Genomic DNA, 21,374 nt, shown 5'->3' on the forward strand with positions numbered 1-21,374 from the left:
GGGGAGAGGAAAACAAGGATGGAAAAAGTTTAAATGAAGAGCAAACTATTTGGGAAAAAGACACTTGGATGTATAGCAATTGTAGGGGCACTGATGACAGCTATGACGGGGTGCACATCGAAAGCAACTGATGGGGATGTTGCCGGTAAAGAAGTGGACAATGAAATGATTCAAGATATTTTGGATGGACAAAAGTATTATGTGCCTTTTGGCTATGAGGGTGAGGAAAGGCCCTCTGAAGCGGATAACAGTATACATTATACAGAGGAGACTGCGAAGGATGCGGCTTCGGATAATCCATCAGCTTCGAGTTTATATAACTATCTTATTAATTCGGAGATATTAAATGGATAGAAATAATCTATACAACCCCGGCGAAGAAATTGTGGAAACCGACAGGCTTATAATGAGACGATTAAGGCCTGAGGATTATCTTGCAATGGCTGCATGGGATATGGATGAAAGAGTATTTAAATATTTGATGGGTTCTGTATGTAAGGCTCCTGAGGATCCGCTTGTTTGGCTTCCGAAGAAGGATCCTACATCCAAAATCAATATCCTTATGCTGGTTATCGATAAAGAGGATGGGCATGCAGTTGGTATATATGCATTAAATCACGATGTCGATAGAGATGTTTGGACATTATCATACGTTAATCGATTTGATGATTGGGGAAAGGGATATACTACAGAAGGAATGAAGGCACTCATGGATCACGCGGTTAATGCTTACGGAGCACATTCCTTTGAAGGAGAATGCGCAAAAGAAAACGTGGGCAGTGCAAAAGTTTTAAAAAGACTTGGATTCGCATATGACCATAGCTCTTCATATTCCAAGAATGATGGAAGCGCTACGTTTGAATCTGATGTATATATTTTTAATTTGACTATGGAACAGAAGAAATAAAGGATTAGTATGAGCAATAATAAGTATTCGTATATCTTTGTATGCTACGGTAATGCTGACAGAGATATACTCACAAAACAAATTCAAATGTATAAGCAAAGATTTCATTCAAAGGTTATCCTGATTATCTCGTCAGAAGCTGATGCAGAGTGGGCAGCTGCCCGCAGAGAAATTTTTGAATATGAACTCCGATTGGCCAAAGAGGATGCTATTTCAGGTGCAGTTCTCCGATACTGCGAAGAGCATCAGCTACCGGAAAAAGACACTCTTCTTATTGCCGAAATCCACGATGGTGCTAAACTGACAGTTCGCGGAATTGAGATAAAGGATCCCGGCAGCATGGCAGAGTCTTATAAGAAGGCTATCGAAATGCTCAGGAATATGATAAAGCCAAGGATTTAATTTACTCTTCCAAAAATTTTCCCATCATTACAAAATTTTTGGTTTCATAATAGGACAGTTTTGAATAGAAATGTTTGTGCTTTTCATCGTTCACACTGTTTAGTTCTATGATAGAAGCGCCATTTTTATGGACTTCCTGTTCCAGGATTTTTAGGAAGTCTGTACCATATCCTTTTCCCTGAAAGCCCTTAAATATAACAATCTCATCAAGAAAGTAGCCTCTTATATCATCAAATTCCTTGAAGTAACCCATTAAATATCCGGTAATGCAGTTATTGTCATCAACCTGAACCATGCACATTGAGTCTTCCATCGTAAGTACTTGGTGGATTCTTTTGTATGCCTTTTCATATGTCCAACAGCAATCTTCTACAGTGTTATAGTATTCAATGTTCTTTTCTACTACATACGCCAAATCCTGTTCTGTCATTCGTCTGTAATTCATGATTTACCTGCCTGATATGTATTTTATCTTTTGAATCTACAAGGTTTATCTTATCACAATAATCTCTGTATTACTGTGCGAGTTTTAGGACACGTCTTGGATTAAACTGAGTATATTCCTAAGGTGAATAGAAAGTAATGCAAGGAGAAATATGGAATGGCCGAAAAAGAACATTCAGAAATTCAGGATCTGTACAGTTGGCTTTTTAGCTTAGGAAGAGGCGCAGATGTTGAGAAGGCAACTAAGGATGAGGCTTTTTATCTGAAGATGCTTGAGGAATACAAAAATAGATAAATTGGAGCTCTACCGTTAATATAGCGGTAGAGCTTATTTTTGTTTATAATGTAGTGGCTGATTGCAAGCAATTTGTTTTGAGGAGCAGTGAAAAATGAGGTTCGAGGCAATTAGTAATAAATCAAAAGGTATAATTTGCATTTTGTTTGCGGCGATGGGATTTTCACTGATGACTTTCTTTGTGAGAATATCAGGAGATGTTCCGACTATGGAAAAGGCATTTTTCAGAAATGCTGTTGCCATTGTTGTATCGCTGTTTTTGCTTATTAGGGCAGGAGAAAAAATCAGGATAAAGAAATCCTGTGCAGGAGATATTTTCTTCAGATGTCTGTTTGGCACAAGTGGTCTCATTGCAAATTTTTATGCAATTGATAAGCTGAACATTGCGGATGCAAACATGCTGAATAAGCTATCTCCGTTTTTCGCAATTTTAATTTCAATCCCGATACTTAGGGAAAAACCGAAAAAGGTAGATATTTTGGCGGTCATAATTGCATTTCTTGGTGCGATGTTAATAGTTAGACCATCCGGTAGCAATATGCAGCTTGTGCCTGCACTTATAGGTTTGTATGGAGGCTTCGGTGCTGGAACGGCATATGTTTTTGTTCGGAGATTAGGGAAAAAGGGAGAGCGAACACCCATAATTGTATTTTGCTTTTCTCTGTTCTCAACTCTTGTGACGATTCCCTTTATTGCGATGGATTTTGTCATGCTAAAACCCTGGCAGCTATTATGTCTGATCATGGCCGGGCTATCAGCGACGGTGGGGCAGTTTGGCATAACATCTGCATATAAGTTTGCCCCGGCAAAGGAAATTTCAGTATTTGATTATACGCAGGTAATATTTGCAGCAATTCTTGGAGTACTGTTTCTCGGAGAACTGCCGACACTGTTATCATTCTTGGGATATGCAGTTATTATCGGGGTAGCGATATTTAGATGGAAATATAATCTCAGAAGTGAAGATGGAGGGTATGATGGCCATTGAACTTTTTTTCACTTTTTTAAGAATAGGGCTTTTTACTTTTGGTGGTGGCTATGCCATGATCTCACTTATACAGGATATCTGTGTGGAGAAGAAAAAGTGGATCAGCCATGATGAGATGATGGATATTACAGTCATCGCTGAATCAACGCCCGGTCCGATAGCGATAAACTGTGCTACTTATGTAGGATATAAGAAGCAGGGGATGATAGGAGCTATAGCCGCTACAATCGGAGTAATCCTTCCGTCCTTTATTATTATTTATTTGATTTCGCTCTATCTTGACAGCTTTCTTGAAATAGCATGGATTGCCAGCGCATTTAAAGGAATAAAGATAGCTGTAGGAATACTGATATTGGATGCGGCCCTTAAGATGATAAGGAAAATGCCAAAGAAACCATTTCAGATTTTTGTGTTAATTGCGGCGTTTTTAATTATGATGTCCGTAAATCTTTTTTCAGTAAAGATATCATCAATAACGTTAATGCTTGCTGCAGGTATTTGCAGTCTTATGGCTTTCTGTGTAAGTAAATATATGAACAGGGAGGGACGAAGCTTATGATATATATTGATCTTCTCCTTGGATTTCTGAAAGTGGGGCTGTTTTCTTTTGGCGGAGCGTATGCGGCAATACCGCTTATAAGGGATGTGGTTCTGCATTATGGATGGATTGATGATGAGCAGCTAGCCTATATGATTGCTGTAAGTGAAAGCACTCCCGGACCTATTATGGTTAACATGGCTACGTATGTAGGCAGCATGACAGCCGGAATTCCCGGGGCTCTGATTGCAACTTTTTCTGTCGTTCTTCCTGCGTTTGTAATCATCATACTTATAATGATAATGTTCAAGAGGTTGTTAAAAAACCCCTATGCTCAGGCTGTGCTAAGAGGATTGAAGCCTTGTATTATGGGAATAATTCTGGCAATGGGGATCAGCATGATCGCTCAGAACGTTATTGTTAAGGGAACGTCTTTTTCTCCGGATTTAAAAGCGGCCGTGATATGCTCTGCTCTGGCTGCTGTCTACTTTGGCTCAAGAAAAATTAGAAAATCCGGGATATCTCCGATAGTACTGATTTGCATTGCCGCAGTGATGGGTGTGATTGTGTATTAAGTATTTCAACTTCTTTGTCTATACTGTATGAGAATAATTATGTTAAGAAGGTTGCATTATGTTTAAGTTTTTTGATAAGTTCGGAAATGTCCTTTTTCGTACGCTGCAATCACTTGCTACGCTAATAGTGCTTCTTGGTGGCACAGCGATGGGTTTTTTCCTGGCTATATTTTTGTGTATGGGAATTGAAGAATTAACCGGCTCAAAGCTCCTGACAGATATTGCACTTTGGATTCTTTTACCCATATGTTCAATTGCACCAACTTATTTAATTTATTACAAAGGCAGGCTCCCTCGCAAAAAAAGAACTTCAAATAATGATCGTCGTTATCCGCGTTCATATAATGCATATAGTGTGGAAAAATATGGAGAGTTTCCGCATTTCGGAAAGGTTCTTGGAACTCCAAAGGTGAAAGATATTGTAAAAAATGATTCTTTTCACCAATATGTTTTCAAGGATGGAAAAAAGGCAGCTCATATTTTTGTTAGCAGCACCGACAAGTGGGTGCGTATTCTTGACGGATATCTTCCTATAGATCTGATTTGCGGATATAGCAAAAACAATAATAAACTATATACTATCGATGGTGTAACCATTAAACTTCCGATGGCTGCAAGGCTTCCGTTCGTTTATAGTGAATTGGAGAAGTTCTTTAAAGAACGAGGAGCATACCATGAAGATATGCCTGACGGAGCAGAAAAAGAGTATAGAAATTCTCTTTATTTAGGAAGGAAATTTTACACACAGCTTATCCGAGCTTAATTGGGCACGCCTTAGATATTTGTGGGAAAAGAACATATTAAATAATAGCAGCAACTACGCAGATAAGATTGTGACACCAAACTATGTACCGGTTCTTGATGATGGAAGCATCAACAAGGAGATTTTTGAAAGAGTTCTTTCCAAGAAGGAGATCAACAGGACCTATGAACTTTTAAAACGTGGACAGGTTGCTATATCAGAGTATCTTGATTTTAAGAGTTATAAAAATGAGTTTAGCGTTTGTAATGGAATAGAGCTTCTCAGGGCCTTAGGCCATCCCAAAAACTTGGAAGGGATAGACTTTTTGTTTGATTGCCTTTGCGACGTAGATGAAGCATTTTTCCTAATGGCTGTGGATCTCCTAAAGACATATCCAAGAGCTGACCGCGAAGAGAAGATTGAGGAGAATGCAAAACTTGCTTTTGAAACAGGTGATGTTCTAAAGCTTGCCGGTGTGCTGTATCTGTCAAAACAATTGGACTATGATTGTAAATATATAAAGCAGATCCGGGAAGAACAGGCAGAAAACGCATCAGTGGAAGAAGCAACGAAGAAGGCTGACGATGCTGTAAAGAAGTTCGAACTTGACGAACAGGCCCTCTTTGGCAGCGGTGAAGTGCAGGAGTTTAATCCAACAGGAGTTGCATACCAGGAACAGGAATAACTTTTATCCCGGCAAAGGAGATATCCGTATATGACTCTGAAAGAAGCGTACAAGATCCTTGGAGCATCAAAAACTGATGATGACAATGAGATAAAGGCAAAATACAAAAGGCTGCTGTTTTTATATCACCCGGATTCTGCTCCCGGTAAAGAGAGAAATCCGGAGGATGATGAGAAGATACGGCAGGTCATAGAGGCTTATAGGAAGATCAGGGAATCCGAGGGCGAAACCTTTATTGAAAAATATGAGTTTTCCTGGGACGCTTTTGAGAACAGCAAGGCGTTCTCTGAGCGGAACATTTATGTACAGTTCAGGATATACGATGAGGCGCTGCCGTTGTCCAAGATGGCAAGGGGCAGGTTTATATGGGATCCGGATATGGAGGAGTTTTCGCTGTTTTCAAAAAGTGTTCTGGAATCCTGCAAGGAAGTCATGACAGAATATCAGGTTATGCCTGATCCGGAAAGGGTGAAAAACATATTTCATCTGATGATGCAGGAATACGTGCTTCCTGCAGATGCTGCGAGGAAAATCGGAAATAAGCTTCGTGACGATGGCGAAAGGGAAGTTTTTCAATTCACAGGTTTTATTAGTGACGAAGCTTCTAATAGCCGAGCAGCCGCAGTCAATACAGACACACCGCTTAACATCTATCTAAGGGAAGACAGGGCTGTGGCGGAGGAGATGGTTTCGGGAAGGATTCTTGGGAATGTCTCTTTTGATGAGGATGCGTTATACTATGTTATACTGCCGTTGCTTGAGGATCCGGAGATAGAAGTGAGCGCTGCGATAACCGGGATTGATAAGATTAGACGCGGCAAGACGCGGATTCATGTTGCGATCGCGCTGGCTATTCCGCGGGGGCTTACTGATAAGCCGGTCGTCAATGGCGAACTGATCAAAGGGTTACTGAAGTAATAGATGGAAGAAGATTTAATGAGACAGAAACGGAGGAGACAGGATGAAAAATACAGTTCAGAAAAGATGTGAATTACTGGTTGAAAACAGGAATCTTATTCAAGAGGGATTTATGCTTGAGAACAGTCTGTTGAAGGCTGTTGCCGCAGCGGCTTTTGCTGAAAAGGAAAAGACGGTGGACGTGGATTATCTGAAGGAGTGCAGAAGCATTTTGAGGGATAAACAGGGTGCGCTATCAAGTTTCCGCGGGAATAATGAGCTTATCGTATCAACAAAAATGGCTCTTGGCAGCGATCCCGAGAAATACATTGATGAGGTGATCGAAGTATATAAAAAGTTCCAGAAGGGGAAATGTTTTGGATCAACATTCAGGGTACTTGCCGCTATGTCGATCTGTGATGCAGGCAAGTTCTCAGAGGCAGATGCCATTATTGAAAAAACAAATAACCTTTTGGAGGGCATGAGGAAAAAGCATCCTTTCATTGCTACTGATGAAGATACAAGTTTTGCAGTGCTTCTCGCCATGACAGAAAAGAGCGTGGAAGAAATTCTTACAGAGCTTGAGGAGGCTTTCGGCTATATAAAGAAGAGCTTCTCTTTTCATGATAATGCCGCTTATTCACTTACTCAGGTGCTCACGATTTTTGATGGCAGCTACGAGGATAAGAGGGACAAGGTCCTTGAAATTTATAATGCCTTTAAGGCAGCAGGCTTAAAGTATGGAAAAGAATATGAGCTTGCGTCCCTGGGAACTCTGATCAACATAAACTTAAGTACCGGTGAACTGGTATCTGAGGTGGCGGAAGCTGCGAAATTCTTTGACGGCAAAAAGGGCTTTGGTATGCTCGATATGAACAAGCAGACAAAGCTTATGCTTGGTGCCATGGTGGTGTCCGGTGCATATTCTGAGAAGAGCACTGTTACAGATGCTTCTGTAACGAGTGGTGCGATTTCAATGATAATTGCAGAACAGACAGCAATGCTTGTTGCGATAATGATCGCATCATCATCTGCAGCAGCGTCATCATCTTCTTCAAACTAAATGGGGTAGAGAAATGAGTTCAATTTTAATTAAGGATACAACAAGAGAAGAAAGGGAGCGGATCGTTGCCGAGTCTATCGGCAACGTGAATGGCTCCTGCGATGGCTGCAGCGCCGGGCTCATAGAGATGTACCAGCCATATATAGACGGAGTAAAAGAAATCCGTGAGATAAACATGGAATTCAGGGCACATTATGAGTCAGGCATTGATGGGCCTGAAAAAGCGGATTGCGGATATAAAATGTGATTATTCTTTATCAGTAAAACTAAGAATATAAAAATCAAATAAGTATTATTATATGTGATTCCCGGATACAACAAAGTATCAGGGAATTTTATTTTCCCTGCAACATTTTTCCATTCCCGTCTGTATATAAAGCAGAAGATCAAAAATGAAATTGCTGGATTTGCAGCGGGAGGAAAAAAGTTATGAAGGAATACAGATTTTTCAAATTCAAAAGATATATTGCAGCTATGCTGTTTTTGGTTATGGCGTTTGGGTTTGCTGCATCGGCGGGAGCAGATTTCTCGATTACGGCTAAGGCTGCTTCAAAAAAGAAGTATTGCAGTCAGGTTATAGATGGAAATGTGAAGGTCCTTTTTATAGGTGATTCGAGAACCGTAGATATGTTCAGTGCCAAGAGGCATGAGATTAAAGGTGAGGTGCACAACAACATCACCGTATATGCCAAAGACGGTGCGGGCTACGGGTATATGAGGAAGACTTTAAAGAAGGTGAATCTGAGCGATTACGATTTGGTCGTATCCTGGATGGGCGCGAATGATCGCGGTAATTTCAAGAAGTACTCTTCATATTACAAAAAGCTGAACAAGAAAAAGGGTGTGAATCTTGTTCTGTGTACGATTGGTTACTCGGATGATCGAAAGCTCGGAGATATCGGCGATATCCTTTATTACAACAACGGCATTATGCAAAGCTACAATAAAGAGCTGACAAGATGGGCAAAAAAGAATCATGTGCAAACCATCGATTTGTATTCTTATACCAAGAATCACATAAGAGCAAGGGACAATAACGGTGTTCACTATGTTCCGAATCCGACGGTTGATCTTTGGAATTACACAGTTAAGCAGATTAACAAGAAGGTTGAAAACAGATAATTTTATATTGAAAAACAGCTATCCCATTAGCATTCCCGTTGATATAATCTAAGGGTATGTTAATGGTATTTCTTTTTATTGAATGGAAAATTTTTCCTTAAAATATGACTGCGGAAGAGAAGAGCTTATGAATGAAAAGATGAGTTTATGGTATGAACAGCCCGCAACTAAGTGGGAAGAAGCCCTCCCTGTGGGAAATGGAAGAATGGGGGCGATGATTAGAGGCGGCGCAGAGCAGGAGATAATTCACCTGAACGAGGACAGTATCTGGAGCGGCGGCCCTGCAAACAGAATCAACAAGGATGCCTTGAAGTATCTGGGAGAAATCAGGAAGCTTATCAGAGAGGGCAGGATTCCAGAAGCGGAGAAGTTATCTCTTATGGCGCTTTCAGGTACGCCCAATTCGGAGCGTTCCTATGAGCCCGCGGGCGAGGTCATAATTAATTTCGAGAAGAGTTCTGATTATAAAAATTTCAGGCGAGAGCTTGATCTTGAAACCGGCATCACATCGGTTTCCTACGAGAGTGGCGCATCAGTTTTGGGTGAGAACGGCGCTAAGTTTACCAGGCAGTTCATAGCGTCTTTCCCTGATAAGATCATGTGCTATCATCTTGAAACCGATGAGGGAAAGCTCAGTTTTACCTGCAGGCTCGACAGGTGTAACCACAGGCTGGACAGAGTCTGGGGAAACGGGGATGAGATAGGATTCGAGGTGGTTACAGGCACTGGAATCCCTTTTGCTGTGCGGCTTAAGGCCAGAGTGACCGGCGGATCCGTGGATACCATAGGTGAGCATCTTGTTGTAAAAGACGCTGCCGAGGCGGATCTGCTTATAGATATTCAAACCGGATTCTATAACGAGGACTGGCTCTCTGCCGGGGAGAAGAACTTAGAGCTTGTTAGTGGGAAGAGCTGGGATGAACTTAGGGCTGCTCATGTTGCGGATTACAGGGAGAATTTCCTTGGGCTTTCCCTGGAGCTTGGCTCGGAAAAGGCGAAGGATAAGCGCTCAAAACCAACTGATAAAAGAATTGCCGGATTTCGAACCGGCAAGAAGGACCCCGATTTGTTTGCGCTGTATTTCCAGTACGGTAGGTATTTGCTTTTTTCATCAAGCAGGGGAGACTGCCTTCCCGCGAATCTTCAGGGGATATGGAACGCGAGCCTTACTCCTCCCTGGGACAGCAAATTCACGATCAATATCAATACGGAAATGAATTACTGGCTCGCTGAGAGCGGAAATCTGTCGGAGTGCCATTTGCCGTATTTTGGGCTCCTTAGGAGAGTTTGCGAGAACGGCAGAAAAACTGCAAGGCAGATGTACGACTGCAGCGGCTCGGTTGCACACCATAATACCGATATTTTCGCAGATACGGCGCCGCAGGATCACTATATCCCGGCAAGTTTCTGGGTTATGGGACTCGCGTGGCTTTCAACTCATATCTGGGAGCATTATGTTTTCACGGGGGATAAGGAATTCCTTGGTGAAAACCTGGATATCATGGCGGAGTGCGTGAGGTTCTTTGATGACTTTTTGATTGAAAATGAGAAGGGCGAGCTTGTGACGTCGCCTTCGGTTTCACCTGAAAATGTCTATATTATGAAGGATGGAACGAGAGGGTGCCTCTGCGAAGGCGCGACCATGGATATTGAGATTCTGATGGAGCTTCTCGGGAATTTCCTGAAGTCCTGTGAGGTGCTGGGAGTAGATTCTGAGGCGGCCGGTCATGGTGACGCGGCTGATTCTAAGACGGCTGGTAATGGTGAAGCGGCTGATTCTGGAGCACTCGATAGCTGTGAAGCTATAGATTTTAGTGGGGTTGCTGATAGGGCGAGGGTTATCCTTAAGAAGTTGCCTGCGATTAAGATCGGAAAGCACGGACAGATCCAGGAGTGGATGGAGGATTACGATGAGCAGGAGCCTGGACACAGGCATATCTCCCATCTCTATGGGGTATATCCCGGAACCACGATTTCCTATGAGAAGACGCCCGAACTTATGAAGGCTGCGAGAGTTACTCTTGAGAGAAGGCTTGCGAATGGCGGTGGTCACACCGGCTGGTCGAGAGCATGGATTATAGGCTTGTGGACTCACTTCCTGGAGGGAGAGAAGGTATATCAGAATCTGGAGGCCCTTCTTAGTAGGAGCACTTTTGATAATATGATGGACAATCATCCGTTGGGAGCGGGAGCTGTGTTCCAGATAGACGGTAATCTTGGCGCGTCAGCTGCGATGCTGGAGATGCTTGTGCAGTCAGGTGATGACTATGTAAAGTCAGGCGATGACTATGTGAGGTCAGGTAATGGCTATGTGAAACTTCTCCCTGCGCTGCCCAAGGCATTCTCTGAGGGAAGTGTCAGCGGAGTCTGCTTAAGGGGCGGCCTAATGCTGTCAATGACCTGGAAGAACATGAAGGTTACCTCGTGGGATATAACAAGACGCGACGGCGCACCTTTCCCGGAAGGCGAGATTGTGGTCCTGGTTAATGGAACTGAGGAACGAGTGAGGGTTTGAAGTATTCGGTAGTGGGCATAGGTGATGGGATTGGGAACAGGCATAGATGCTGGGAGTGATGATTAGTGATGATTACGGTGATGATTAGCTTGGCCTACGAATTCATCTACGTGCGCTTTCGATTTTTCTGTGAAAAATGAATAATGGAAGAAAACACAGATGGCATTTAAGGTTGAATCTGTGCTTTTGAGAATAGTAGTAAGAACACAGATGAAGTACGAGGTATTCATCTGTGAAAATCGTAAAGTTGTTGAAAACACAGATGCCTAGCCAGACCGAATCTGTGTTTATGAAAAGGAATAGAAAAACACAGATGGAGAGTTTTGTATTTATCTGTGGGAATTGAATAATTGTCCAAAACACAGATGCCCAACCGGATTGTGTCTGTGTTTTTGAAGAAGATAGGAAAAACACAGACGGAAGGTATAATATCCATCTGTGTAAATTGAATAATGTCCCAAAACACAGATGCTCAGCCAAAATGAATCTGTGTTTTTTAAAGAAGATTAGAAAACACAGATCCCTGGATAAAATCAGGGCGAAAATGCGGACATATATTGTGTGATAATTGTGTGATATTTCCCGGAGTAGAATGTGATCAGAACATAAGACAGGAGCAGCAAAGGTAGCGAGGCTTTACCGGAGCGAAGGCTCATGTCCTGCGGTTCTATTTGAGGGGGAGATATGGGAAGAACTCGAAGAGTTGTCGAGCGATCTGGTAACACATTGAATCTCAATGTTTATGTGAGAGAGGGTATGTCCGATGAAGAGGAGCTGGAAATATTCAAAAAGCTTAATGATGAGCAGGCTGTTAAGGAATATGAAAAATTCCTTTTGGGATAAGGATACGGCTTGAATTCTATGAATTAAAGCCGCCGCAATATCTTACATTAAGATTATTACTCACACTCCGCAAAGGTGAGTGCTGTCTCACTCATGTCGTCGAGCTTTAGGCAGATGACTCCGCACTCGTTGTCGGCAAGGAGACTGTGGCCTCTGTAAGCGCAGCCGCCATCGATCAGGGTGATATTTTCTTCGTGGTGAGCGCTAAAGCCGGAGCCTATACCGGCAATTCGCTGAACCGGAACGTGACCGATGATGAACTGCCAGCCGTTTTCTGTATAGTTGGAGACGGGAACGAAAATGTCCGGGCGGTAAGGTGTCATCCAGACAATGTTCCATACTGCCGGGTAATCGATTTCCCTAAACGGAACATCGATATAACCCACGTTGTAATAGGAGTGAGTCAGGCAAAAGGTCTTGTCGCTGACCTCAACTAAAGTTGTGAGAACACGGCTGTTTAGCCATTCGAGAAGGGATTGCCGTTCTTCTGTCGGCAATCCTTTATATTGCTCAAAAGTAATTTCTCCGCCATTTGAGAATAACCATAAGGCGGCGTCTTTTCCGGGAAAATTGTCAGTGGAGCCATCGGGGGCGACTGCGTTCAGCATCATGAATTCATGGTTGCCGATAAGAAGTTCCATATTCGGCGCATCCTTGATGGTCTGCAGCAGCTTAATTCCGTCCGGACCTCTGTCTATGGCATCGCCAAGCACGTACATGAAGTCATCCTCTGAAAATCGGATCTTTTCCAGAAGCTTTTGAAAAATGTGATATTGTCCGTGAAGGTCTGAGACAGTATAGGTTGCCATAAATTCTCCTGTGATTTAATTACATACAATTCATATAACATAATACCATTAACTTGGCAGGTATGCTTTGCATTTTTTGTGATATTCTTAATTTATGAAAAAAAAGGAACGGAAAAGTTATGGGCAAAAATGTTGTAAGTTTAACGCATATTTCAGAAGTTTTTCTATATGAATATTATGTCCTCGGGGATAACGAATATGAGCTCGCCGCGGAGGATACGGCGGCGCCGCACAAGGAGCGGGCCAGAGAGCTTGCGCAGGAAGGTGATTATAAGAAGGCGCAGCAGGAGTGGGTTCTGGCGCACTTTGAAAACCCGGTGGATATGGAATCAATTTTGTGGATAATACAGTGCTGCAAGCAGCTTGGAGATACCGAGGGCGAGTATTCGTACACGACGGATTCCTACAATTTCTGCTGCACGAGGGCAGAGCTGGCGGCTTATTACAGGAACCTTGGCTGGTATTATCTTGAAAAATACTTGCCGGACGTCTCGGCTGCCTGCTACCTTTACAGCAACTATTTTGATAAGACTAAGCAAGCCGATGCGGAGATAGCATTTCTTGAGAAAGCTGTAGGGAAGCCGGTAGGGGATAAGAGTCTTGAGGAGATTCAGCAGCTTTTGAAGGACAACAATATCCCGACGGAGGCGAATCCCATTACGCTTGCGCTTTTATATAAAGCGGCCGAAGAGGCGATGGGCGCAGGAAGAGAAGAGCAGGCGATTGACTGTTACAGGATGGTCTATGACCTGACCGGCGATGAAGAGGTTGGGAAAATCCTGAATAATTTAGCTTAAGAAGCATAGGAGGGGATATGCCTTTTAAGATAGTTCGTGATGATATAACTAAGATAAAAGCAGATGCGATAGTGAACACCGCAAATCCTGACGTTGCAATCGGAGATGGCGTTGACTATGCGATTTATGAGGCAGCAGGCAGGGATGCGCTTCTTGCGGAGAGGGAGAAAATCGGAGTCCTGGAGCCCGGTGAAGTGGGAGTGACGCCTGCTTTCAATCTTAATGCGAAGTACATCATTCATGTCAGCAGTCCCTGGTGGGGAGGCGGAGATGAGGGAGAACCGGAGCTTTTAAGAAAGTGCTATGATAAGTCACTTCTTGAGGCGGCTGAGAGAGGTTGCAACTCTATAGCATATCCGCTTCTTGCTACGGGTTCCTATAGATTTCCTAAGGAACTTGGGATTAAAATTGCTACCGATGCGTTCAAGGATTTCCTGGAAGAACATGAGATGGAAATAACTCTCGTGGTTTTCGGGGAAGAGGCGTTTCGAATCTCGGGAGAGCTGTTTGAGGATGTCGACAGCTTTATAAGCGACAGATATGTGGAGGAAGCCGAGAGCGATGAGTATGCCCGCGACTGGTATATTGAGGGCAGCATCTTCAAGAAATCCGATATGGCTGGAGCATCAAAGCTGTCTGCACCTGCGGCGCAGGCGATGCAGATGTCTGGCGAAGCTGCTATGCCGATGATGAGCCTGGAGGATACTTTAAAGAGTATGTACAAGGATTCTTTCGGGGAACATCTTCAGCAGCTGATAAATAAGAAGGGCCTTAAGAATTCGGAAGTCTATGCTGCAGCCAACATGTCCAAGCAGTATTTTTCAAAGCTTCTTAAGGACAAGGTAAATCCTTCCAAGGAGAAGATGCTTGCACTTGCAGTCGGGCTCCATCTCAACATGGACGAGACCGTGGATTTCCTACGACTCGCCGGCTACGCGATGTCTCCGATATCACAGACGGATGCAGTGGTGGAGTACTTCATCCGCAAACAAGAATATAACGTAATGCGAATCGACATAGTCCTCTACGAGTACGGCCTCGATCCGCTCTCCTGATCGAAGACAAAATTCCGCGCACCCAGGCGGGCAGGCCCCTTGGGTGCGCGAAATTTTTTCATGGTCGCCTTCGGGTTGACCATTTTCTTTTTGTCCGAAGGTATTATGTGGTTACAAGAACAGAAAACCAGTAATACAAACGGAGGTAAAGATTATGAGTAAAGGATTAACAGAAATAGTTTATATCTTGGATAGAAGCGGATCAATGTCAGGGCTTGAGGCAGATACAATAGGCGGATTCAATTCCATGATGGATAAGCAGAAGAAGACCGGGGAGAAGGCGCTGGTTTCTACAGTACTTTTTGATGATGAGTGCGAGGTTCTTCATGACAGAATTCCGATCGACCGAATAAAGAAGATGACCGAGAAGCAGTACTACGTTCGCGGATGCACGGCACTTCTCGATGCAGTGGGCGGAGCAATCCATCACATAGCAACCATTCATAAGTATGCGAGAAAAGAGGACAGACCCGAAAAGACTATTTTCATAATCACAACAGACGGAATGGAGAATGCCAGCAGAAAGTACTCCTACAACAAGGTTAAGAAGATGATTAAGCAGGAGCAGGAGAAATATGGCTGGGAGTTCATTTTCATCGGAGCAAATATCGATGCTTATGCGGAGGCTGACCGCTTTGGAATCAGGAGAGACAGGACCGCCAATTATGTATGCGACGAGATGGGTACAGCGACAGTATTTGCCGGAGTATCCAAGGCTGTAAGCGCGGTTATGATGGCAGAGGATGACTGCGATATGGAATGCTGCCTTGCTCAGAGCGGTTGGAATGAAGAGATAGACAGGGATTATAAGAAGCGCGGAAGAAAATAATCAGGAAGAAAAATCCCTTTTCACACACAAAAAACTCCAAAAAGGAAAAATATGAAATAATTTTTTGCATTATTTTAAATTTATCTGAAGACATTTGTGGATTATATTCGTTATATAAACAAATGAACAGTTTGGTTTCTGATTCGTAATCAGGAGAAAGGTTGAAAATCATGGGTGGAAAGAGATTATATAAGAGTAATAATCGTAAGATTTGTGGCGTATGCGGCGGCCTTGCAGAGTACTTTGGAATTGATCCTTTTATAGTAAGACTTATCTGGGGCGTTCTCGCATTTGCCTGGGGAACCAGCATTGCAGTTTATATCATACTTGCTTTCATAATGAGCGATGCTCCTGATTACATTGAAGACGGTCATATAAATTTTGAAAACAAGAACATTGAAGAGAAGACCTATGTCAATGCAGAACCGGTCGGTTTCAGAATTAACGACGGAGTTAAGGAAGAAATCTACCGATAATCATAGATGCAAATATATTAAGTTTTGTTAGAGTAGTGCAGAAAGGAGTAACACATGAACATAACACTCGAAGCAATTGAAAAGGTAATGGATCTTACAGGAGTTGAATACAAGACAGCTAAGGAAGCTCTTGAGAAGACAGAAGGCAATGTGGACGAAGCTGTAAAGCTCATCCAGCCTCAGACAAAGGACATCGGTGAGGATGTTAAGAACCTCATGGATAAGCTTAAGAAGACCGTTGAGGAAGGCAATGTTGACAGAATCCAGGTTAAGAAGGATGACGAGATTGTCCTTAGCGTTCCCGTAAACGTAGGAATCATCGGCGGTATCCTCGGACTGGCAGCAGCTCCCTGGGCTCTTATCGCCGGCAGTGTTGCAGCATTCGGTCTTGGCTGCAAGCTTATGGTTGTGAAGAAAGACGGCACAACCAATGAGATCAAGTAAAAACTGAATAGTACCCACTTTTTCCCCGAAGCCTCCGGTCGTTTCTGATCGTAATGCTTCGGGGATTTTTTTGTCTTAAAGAGTTTAATGTTTTTTTCCAAAAACTTAATATTGTGGTAATCAAATGCGATTGTTTGCTATTTATTCGACTTATATAATTAATTGTGGGATTTTGCACAGTTTCTTATGCGGAGATAGCAGAGTGGGAGATAATGAGCGGGTTTCAAAAAAGCATAATGTCGTGATCATCATTATCACCGTCGTAAGTATCGGTGCACTAATGGAGAGCATTCTGCAGGGATGGGAGTTTTGGATGCCACCCCTTATTATTGTCGGGATCATTGCCTGCTGGGCCATGCATGTCAGAAGCCATTTGGAGCCAAGGATTCGGGAAAATATTTTCCTGATATTCTGCATGCTGGTGATTTTTTATCATGGTGCTCACAGGAGCAGTCTCTATGATGTAATTGCTTTCTCGGTTCTGGTGATGATTACAGCAACTTTGTTAAAGCGCGAAGAATACCTGGTTTTCTTACTGGTGGAGTTCTTTGCTATCATTTTCATGCAGATAATATGGACAGTGGCCTCCGGAGCCACTGCGTTCAGTTCTCTCGAATTTCACAAAATCCTTCTCCAGTCGCTGTTGGAGATATGCTGCTACAGAGCTCTAAGAGCTATCCTTAAGTATGAGCGCTTTGTCGAGGATGAGCTTATTCGTAAGAACAACAATGATGAGACCGAGAGTATAGGTCTCGAGGATTTCCTTGTAAACATATCACACGAACTGAGAACGCCTGTAAATGTTATAAACGGTATGACTAGTCTGATGCTGAAAAACACAAGGAGTGAAGATGTCCTTACCATAAGGGATGCCGGTGTGCGCCTTTCACTGCAGATTGAGGACATCCAGGATTACAGCGAGATACAAAGAGGGGATTCCAGGCTCGAAGAGGACAGGTATGCCCTGGCGTCTCTTTTGAATGATATAGTTGCCAATTATAATATTCTTGCAAAGAACGATAATATAGAGTTTATCATCGACCTTGATCCTAATATGCCAACGCTCCTTCGGGGCGATTCCGTCAAAATTCGAAAAATAATCGATCATCTTCTTGATAATGCCTTTAAGTTCACGGCTGCGGGTGGAGTATATCTCAAAATCACAGGAATAAAAAAAGAATACGGAGTTAATCTCATAATCGAAGTATCCGACACCGGCATAGGCATGGATGAGAAGGATATTGAGAGGATAACCAGAGGCCGCTATCAGGTGAACCAGAGTCGCAACAGGAAAGTTGGCGGTATTGGTCTGGGTCTTTCCATAGTGTTTGGTTTTACGCGCCTTATGAAGGGGTTCGTCACCATTGAAAGTCAGAGGAAAAAGGGAACCACGGTGCGTGTCAGTATAGCACAGGAGGTCCTCGACCCTTCGCCCTGCATGAGCGTTGCAGACAAGAGATTTATCAATATTGTTTTCTATCTGATTCCCAATAAATATAAATATCAGGCTGTCAATGAGTTCTACAAGTCGCTCGGAACCAATTTTGCCACGGGTCTGCGGCTTAATCTGTATGCGGTTCCGAACCTCGCCGAAGCAAAGAAACTCATCGACAAAGGAAAAATCACTCATGTTTTCATAGGGTATATGGAAATAATATTTAATCGTGTAGATGAGTTGTTACAGGAGAGTAATAATGGTAATCTGATATGAGGATGAGCTGAGGGGAGAAGCAAGTCATGGAAGAAGCCAGTATTATAAAAAAATTGTCCCGTGTCGGGATTTTGGGTAATGTAGTGCTTGCCGGGTTTAAACTGATCGCCGGAATTCTGGGTAATTCCGGAGCGATGGTTTCGGATGCGGTACATTCACTGTCAGATGTTTTCGCTACTATTGTCGCATATATCGGAGTGCTTCTGGCCAAGCAGCCGGAGGATGATGAGCATCCCTACGGCCATGAGAGGTTGGAGTGCGTCGCTGCGATGATTCTGGGAGTTATTCTTGCCGGAACGGGTTTGGGAATAGGATACACAGGTCTTCAGAAAATAATTTTGAGGCAGGAACTTGAGGTTCCCACCTTTTTGCCACTTATCGCGGCGGTAGTTTCTATTGTCGTTAAGGAGGCGATGTTCTGGTATACTATGTACTATGCGAAGAAGATGAACTCGGATGCCTTCAAGGCGGATGCATGGCATCACCGCTCGGATGCGCTTTCGTCCATCGGTTCCTTCATAGGTATCGGTCTTGCAAAGCTGGGATTCCCGATCATGGACCCTATTGCGAGTCTGATTATCTGTCTGTTTATCCTGAAGGTCGCTTATGATATTTCAAAGGATGCTCTTGATAAGATGCTGGATACCTCCTGCGGAAAAGAGATGGAGCAGAAGCTAAGATTTTTCATAGAGCAGCAGCCTGGAGTGGAGCATGTGGATTTGCTTCAGACGAGACAGTTTGGAAACAGAATCTATATTGATCTGGAAATCGCAGTGAAGGGAGAGATCCCTCTGGTGGAGGCGCACGAGATCGCCGAGAAGGTCCACAACAGTGTGGAGCAGGAATTCACCAATGTTAAACATATTATGATACATGTTAATCCGGACACTGATACGTAATATCTTCAGTCCGGATTTTACATATAACCGGAAGGAAAGGCATCAAAGAAATGGACTACAGCCAATACGAAACCTATGATTTTGATCATGTGAGTGCGTTCAATATGTCTACGGGATTCAAGGAGAGAAGCTACAAGATGCACTGGCATTCGTACGGAGAGATTCTTCTGGTAGGTCCCGGGAAGACGAATATTTATAAGGTGGGTAAGAGTACTTATGAGCTTGTTCCGGACGACATTGTGCTGGTATGGCCGATGGAGATGCATGCTATCGTCGATGCCGACAGGGAGAAGGCGCTGGTTATACAGTTTTCAAATTCCTTTATGAATTCGCTCTTCGATCTTCAGAGAATTATGCATATGTATCGCAATCTCCATATTATCTGCGTGGAAGCGCATCCTGAGCTTGCGGCAAAACTGAAGGCTATTACGGAGAAGATGAAGGACATCTTTTTTTCGGATAATCAGGAGAAGGAGATCAGGTGCTGCATGCTGCTTATGGAGTTCATGCTGACTCTCCTAGAGCACAGAAACGAGCTTGCGCCGGAGCTTTCCGAGGAGCCCTACGGATATGCGGATGACGTTATGCAGCGAATGATGATGGTGACCGATTATATCAGGAATAATCTGACCGCAGATGATCTGTCCCAGGGAAGTATGGCTGAGATGGCGGGCATCAGTAAGGATTATTTTTCAAGAATATTCAAAAATGCTACGGGGATGAATTACAGTAAGTGGCTTAATATGATAAGGCTTGAGAAGGCATCGGAGCTCCTTACGGAGGAGGGCAGAACTCTGACGGAGATAGCAATGCTCTCGGGATTTCAGAGTATTCCAAGTTTCAACAGGGTGTTCCGCGAGGAGAAGGGGATGACGCCCAGGGACTACAGAGCCCTGTTTGTGAGAAGGTCTGAGTAGTACTATATTAATGAAAAGCAGAAAAATACCGGCTATCTTCATCGCGAAGATGACCGGTATATTTTTTGATGTTTTTTATTGTGCGATAACCTGATAATCCTTGTTCCAGATAAGCTCAAGTCCGTCAAATAGGTAGGTGAGTTTGCCATCAGGATATAAGCTGATGAACTTACTTGTGATATCGGATGGGTTGTCCTTGGAATTGTAGAAAACACCGCCAATATCGTTGTACCCCTGCTTGTCATAAACAAATCCGTCAATAGTAATTCTGGATGGAAACGTTGCTAAATCTGGCATCCGATGACTCCTTTATTGGTTGTGAGGGTTGGTGTAACTTTGCAAACATCATAGCATAAGAAGTGCTGATTGTAATTGATGAAAATTAATCGAACTTGGAATTTCTTAATCCATTAAGCGGTGCGGATTTTGGGGTAATTTACAAAAAAACACATTACAAATTTAATCTCGGGTTTTATACAATCGGATGACATATCGGCATTTATTGATATAATAGGTACTTAGTAAAATGATTAAGATGAAGGAGACGTATCTCATAAATGATTTTAGATAGAAAAAAGGTAAGGGAGCAGTTCGCTTCTTATACAAGAAATTACGATCCGGAGGATGTGAAGATAGCGCTGAAGATTGCGCACACCTACCGGGTTGCGGATAACTGTGAAAAGATAGCAAAATCTCTGGGGCTTTCAGAAGACGATGTGGAATTTGCGTGGCTTTCAGGTATGATTCATGATGTCGGAAGGTTTGAACAGGTCAGAAGGTACAATACTTTTAACGACGCCAGATCGGTGGATCACGCCGAGCTTGGAGCGGATCTTCTCTTTGGAGAGGAGGGACTCATCAGAGGATATCTTGAGGATAGTTCTCTCTACGATATGATGGATGTCGTGATAAGGCAGCACAACAAGTACAGGATTGATGAGTCTGTAACCGGAAAAACACTGACCTTCTGCAATATCTTAAGAGATGCGGACAAAATCGATATCCTGAGGGTAAATGTCGAGACGCCTCTGGAGGATCTCTACAGTACTACTACCGAGAAGCTTATGGAATCAGAGGTCTCGGAGGAAGTTATGGATCAGGTTCGTGAAAAGATAGCGGTAAGCAGAGCCATAACCCGCACCTGTGCGGAGCACCAGATCGGGCACATAGCTCTGGTATTCGAGCTTGTGTATCCCAAGAGCAGGGAGCTTGCGAGAGAGCAGGGGTACCTCTATCAGATGTTCGATTTTCCAACTGAGACGGAAAGTATGAAGAAGGCTCTCGCCGAAACAAGGCGGGAGGTCGATGAATTCTTTAGCAGCGCAGAATGAGAATATGAGTTGAAAATAGGCATCGCACGGTCAATTGGCTGTGCGATGTTTTCTTTGTTTATGATAAAATAAAAATAGTTTTAATGATAA

26 protein-coding genes and 1 pseudogene are annotated in these 21,374 nt (G+C 43.2%); 24 read left to right on the forward strand and 3 right to left on the reverse strand.

Features of this window, described 5'->3' with window-relative positions; translation table 11 throughout:
- The first annotated feature begins 33 nt into the window (after positions 1–33).
- Genes BLR42_RS14400 through BLR42_RS14410 form a run of 3 tightly spaced genes read left to right on the forward strand, consistent with a single transcriptional unit; the run spans position 34 to position 1,309 of the window.
- Positions 34–354, forward strand: a complete 321-nt coding sequence (locus BLR42_RS14400) for a hypothetical protein (RefSeq protein ID WP_091870531.1) — start codon at positions 34–36, stop codon at positions 352–354.
- On the forward strand, positions 347–907 hold the full coding sequence (locus BLR42_RS14405) for a GNAT family N-acetyltransferase (RefSeq protein WP_091870533.1): 561 nt from the start codon (positions 347–349) through the stop codon (positions 905–907). Before BLR42_RS14400 ends, BLR42_RS14405 begins: the two co-directional genes overlap by 8 nt.
- A 9-nt stretch (positions 908–916) precedes the next feature.
- Positions 917–1,309 (forward strand): hypothetical protein, encoded by a 393-nt coding sequence (locus BLR42_RS14410; RefSeq protein WP_022762800.1) that lies wholly within the window; start codon positions 917–919, stop codon positions 1,307–1,309.
- 1 nt (position 1,310) lies between these two features.
- On the opposite strand, the gene BLR42_RS14415 is transcribed toward BLR42_RS14410, so the two are convergent.
- On the reverse strand, positions 1,311–1,754 hold the full coding sequence (locus tag BLR42_RS14415) for a GNAT family N-acetyltransferase (protein WP_242879351.1): 444 nt from the start codon (positions 1,752–1,754) through the stop codon (positions 1,311–1,313).
- Positions 1,755–1,910: 156 nt separating this feature from the next.
- Between BLR42_RS14415 and BLR42_RS22845 the strand changes: the two genes are divergently transcribed.
- From BLR42_RS22845 to BLR42_RS22850, 12 genes are all read left to right on the forward strand, one after another.
- On the forward strand, positions 1,911–2,048 hold the full coding sequence (locus tag BLR42_RS22845) for a hypothetical protein (protein WP_022762798.1): 138 nt from the start codon (positions 1,911–1,913) through the stop codon (positions 2,046–2,048).
- 94 nt (positions 2,049–2,142) lie between these two features.
- Positions 2,143–3,036: a DMT family transporter gene (locus BLR42_RS14420; protein WP_091870539.1), complete on the forward strand. Its 894-nt coding sequence runs from the start codon at positions 2,143–2,145 to the stop codon at positions 3,034–3,036.
- A complete protein-coding gene (locus BLR42_RS14425) occupies positions 3,026–3,595 on the forward strand; it encodes a chromate transporter (RefSeq protein WP_022762796.1) in 570 nt (189 codons plus the stop codon). Before BLR42_RS14420 ends, BLR42_RS14425 begins: the two co-directional genes overlap by 11 nt.
- Positions 3,592–4,149: a chromate transporter gene (locus BLR42_RS14430; protein WP_022762795.1), complete on the forward strand. Its 558-nt coding sequence runs from the start codon at positions 3,592–3,594 to the stop codon at positions 4,147–4,149. Before BLR42_RS14425 ends, BLR42_RS14430 begins: the two co-directional genes overlap by 4 nt.
- 58 nt (positions 4,150–4,207) lie before the next feature.
- Positions 4,208–4,912 (forward strand): hypothetical protein, encoded by a 705-nt coding sequence (locus BLR42_RS14435; protein ID WP_091870541.1) that lies wholly within the window; start codon positions 4,208–4,210, stop codon positions 4,910–4,912.
- Positions 4,913–4,982: 70 nt separating this feature from the next.
- Positions 4,983–5,576: a hypothetical protein gene (locus BLR42_RS14440; protein ID WP_139165178.1), complete on the forward strand. Its 594-nt coding sequence runs from the start codon at positions 4,983–4,985 to the stop codon at positions 5,574–5,576.
- 30 nt (positions 5,577–5,606) lie between these two features.
- A complete protein-coding gene (locus tag BLR42_RS14445; RefSeq protein ID WP_091870546.1) occupies positions 5,607–6,494 on the forward strand; it encodes a J domain-containing protein in 888 nt (295 codons plus the stop codon).
- Positions 6,495–6,537: 43 nt separating this feature from the next.
- Positions 6,538–7,536, forward strand: coding sequence for a DUF4003 family protein (locus BLR42_RS14450; RefSeq protein WP_091870549.1), 999 nt, complete (start codon positions 6,538–6,540; stop codon positions 7,534–7,536).
- A 13-nt stretch (positions 7,537–7,549) separates the two neighbouring features.
- On the forward strand, positions 7,550–7,783 hold the full coding sequence (locus BLR42_RS14455; RefSeq protein WP_091870551.1) for a purine biosynthesis protein PurH: 234 nt from the start codon (positions 7,550–7,552) through the stop codon (positions 7,781–7,783).
- A gap of 182 nt (positions 7,784–7,965) precedes the next feature.
- Positions 7,966–8,658 (forward strand): SGNH/GDSL hydrolase family protein, encoded by a 693-nt coding sequence (locus BLR42_RS14460; protein WP_091870554.1) that lies wholly within the window; start codon positions 7,966–7,968, stop codon positions 8,656–8,658.
- Between the two features lie 127 nt (positions 8,659–8,785).
- Positions 8,786–11,173 (forward strand): glycoside hydrolase family 95 protein, encoded by a 2,388-nt coding sequence (locus tag BLR42_RS14465; protein ID WP_170832800.1) that lies wholly within the window; start codon positions 8,786–8,788, stop codon positions 11,171–11,173.
- 684 nt (positions 11,174–11,857) lie between these two features.
- Positions 11,858–12,016, forward strand: a complete 159-nt coding sequence (locus BLR42_RS22850) for a hypothetical protein (protein ID WP_170832801.1) — start codon at positions 11,858–11,860, stop codon at positions 12,014–12,016.
- Positions 12,017–12,072: 56 nt separating this feature from the next.
- Here the strand turns inward: BLR42_RS22850 and BLR42_RS14470 are convergent, their stop codons facing one another.
- Positions 12,073–12,825: a metallophosphoesterase gene (locus BLR42_RS14470; RefSeq protein WP_091870559.1), complete on the reverse strand. Its 753-nt coding sequence runs from the start codon at positions 12,823–12,825 to the stop codon at positions 12,073–12,075.
- 119 nt (positions 12,826–12,944) lie between these two features.
- Here BLR42_RS14470 and BLR42_RS14475 point away from each other — a divergent pair, with 119 nt between their 5' ends.
- The 8 genes and pseudogenes from BLR42_RS14475 to BLR42_RS14510 all read left to right on the forward strand — a co-directional run bounded on the left by BLR42_RS14475 (position 12,945) and on the right by BLR42_RS14510 (position 19,953).
- Positions 12,945–13,622: a hypothetical protein gene (locus tag BLR42_RS14475; protein WP_091870562.1), complete on the forward strand. Its 678-nt coding sequence runs from the start codon at positions 12,945–12,947 to the stop codon at positions 13,620–13,622.
- Positions 13,623–13,639: 17 nt separating this feature from the next.
- Positions 13,640–14,677: a macro domain-containing protein gene (locus BLR42_RS14480; RefSeq protein ID WP_091870565.1), complete on the forward strand. Its 1,038-nt coding sequence runs from the start codon at positions 13,640–13,642 to the stop codon at positions 14,675–14,677.
- Positions 14,678–14,831: 154 nt separating this feature from the next.
- On the forward strand, positions 14,832–15,506 hold the full coding sequence (locus BLR42_RS14485) for a vWA domain-containing protein (RefSeq protein ID WP_091870568.1): 675 nt from the start codon (positions 14,832–14,834) through the stop codon (positions 15,504–15,506).
- Positions 15,507–15,676: 170 nt separating this feature from the next.
- Positions 15,677–15,862, forward strand: a pseudogene (locus tag BLR42_RS24110) (PspC domain-containing protein); the annotation flags it as partial.
- A 174-nt stretch (positions 15,863–16,036) separates the two neighbouring features.
- Complete coding sequence (locus BLR42_RS14495) at positions 16,037–16,426, forward strand: DUF4342 domain-containing protein (RefSeq protein WP_022763268.1); 390 nt, start codon at positions 16,037–16,039, stop codon at positions 16,424–16,426.
- Positions 16,427–16,628: 202 nt separating this feature from the next.
- On the forward strand, positions 16,629–18,137 hold the full coding sequence (locus BLR42_RS14500; protein ID WP_170832802.1) for a sensor histidine kinase: 1,509 nt from the start codon (positions 16,629–16,631) through the stop codon (positions 18,135–18,137).
- A gap of 26 nt (positions 18,138–18,163) precedes the next feature.
- The gene (locus BLR42_RS14505; RefSeq protein WP_091870573.1) at positions 18,164–19,036 is read left to right on the forward strand and encodes a cation diffusion facilitator family transporter; all 873 of its coding nucleotides are present in this window, start codon (positions 18,164–18,166) and stop codon (positions 19,034–19,036) included.
- A 50-nt stretch (positions 19,037–19,086) separates the two neighbouring features.
- A complete protein-coding gene (locus BLR42_RS14510) occupies positions 19,087–19,953 on the forward strand; it encodes a helix-turn-helix domain-containing protein (protein WP_022763273.1) in 867 nt (288 codons plus the stop codon).
- 75 nt (positions 19,954–20,028) lie between these two features.
- On the opposite strand, the gene BLR42_RS14515 is transcribed toward BLR42_RS14510, so the two are convergent.
- Positions 20,029–20,250 (reverse strand): hypothetical protein, encoded by a 222-nt coding sequence (locus BLR42_RS14515; RefSeq protein WP_022763274.1) that lies wholly within the window; start codon positions 20,248–20,250, stop codon positions 20,029–20,031.
- Positions 20,251–20,510: 260 nt separating this feature from the next.
- On the opposite strand from BLR42_RS14515, the gene BLR42_RS14520 reads away from it, so the two are divergent.
- Entirely contained in the window at positions 20,511–21,284 is a 774-nt protein-coding gene (locus BLR42_RS14520) for an HD domain-containing protein (protein ID WP_091870575.1), read from the forward strand.
- The last annotated feature ends 90 nt before the right edge of the window (positions 21,285–21,374 follow it).

It is taken from the genome of Butyrivibrio sp. INlla16 (genome assembly GCF_900104155.1).
In the GTDB taxonomy this organism is placed as follows: domain Bacteria; phylum Bacillota; class Clostridia; order Lachnospirales; family Lachnospiraceae; genus Butyrivibrio.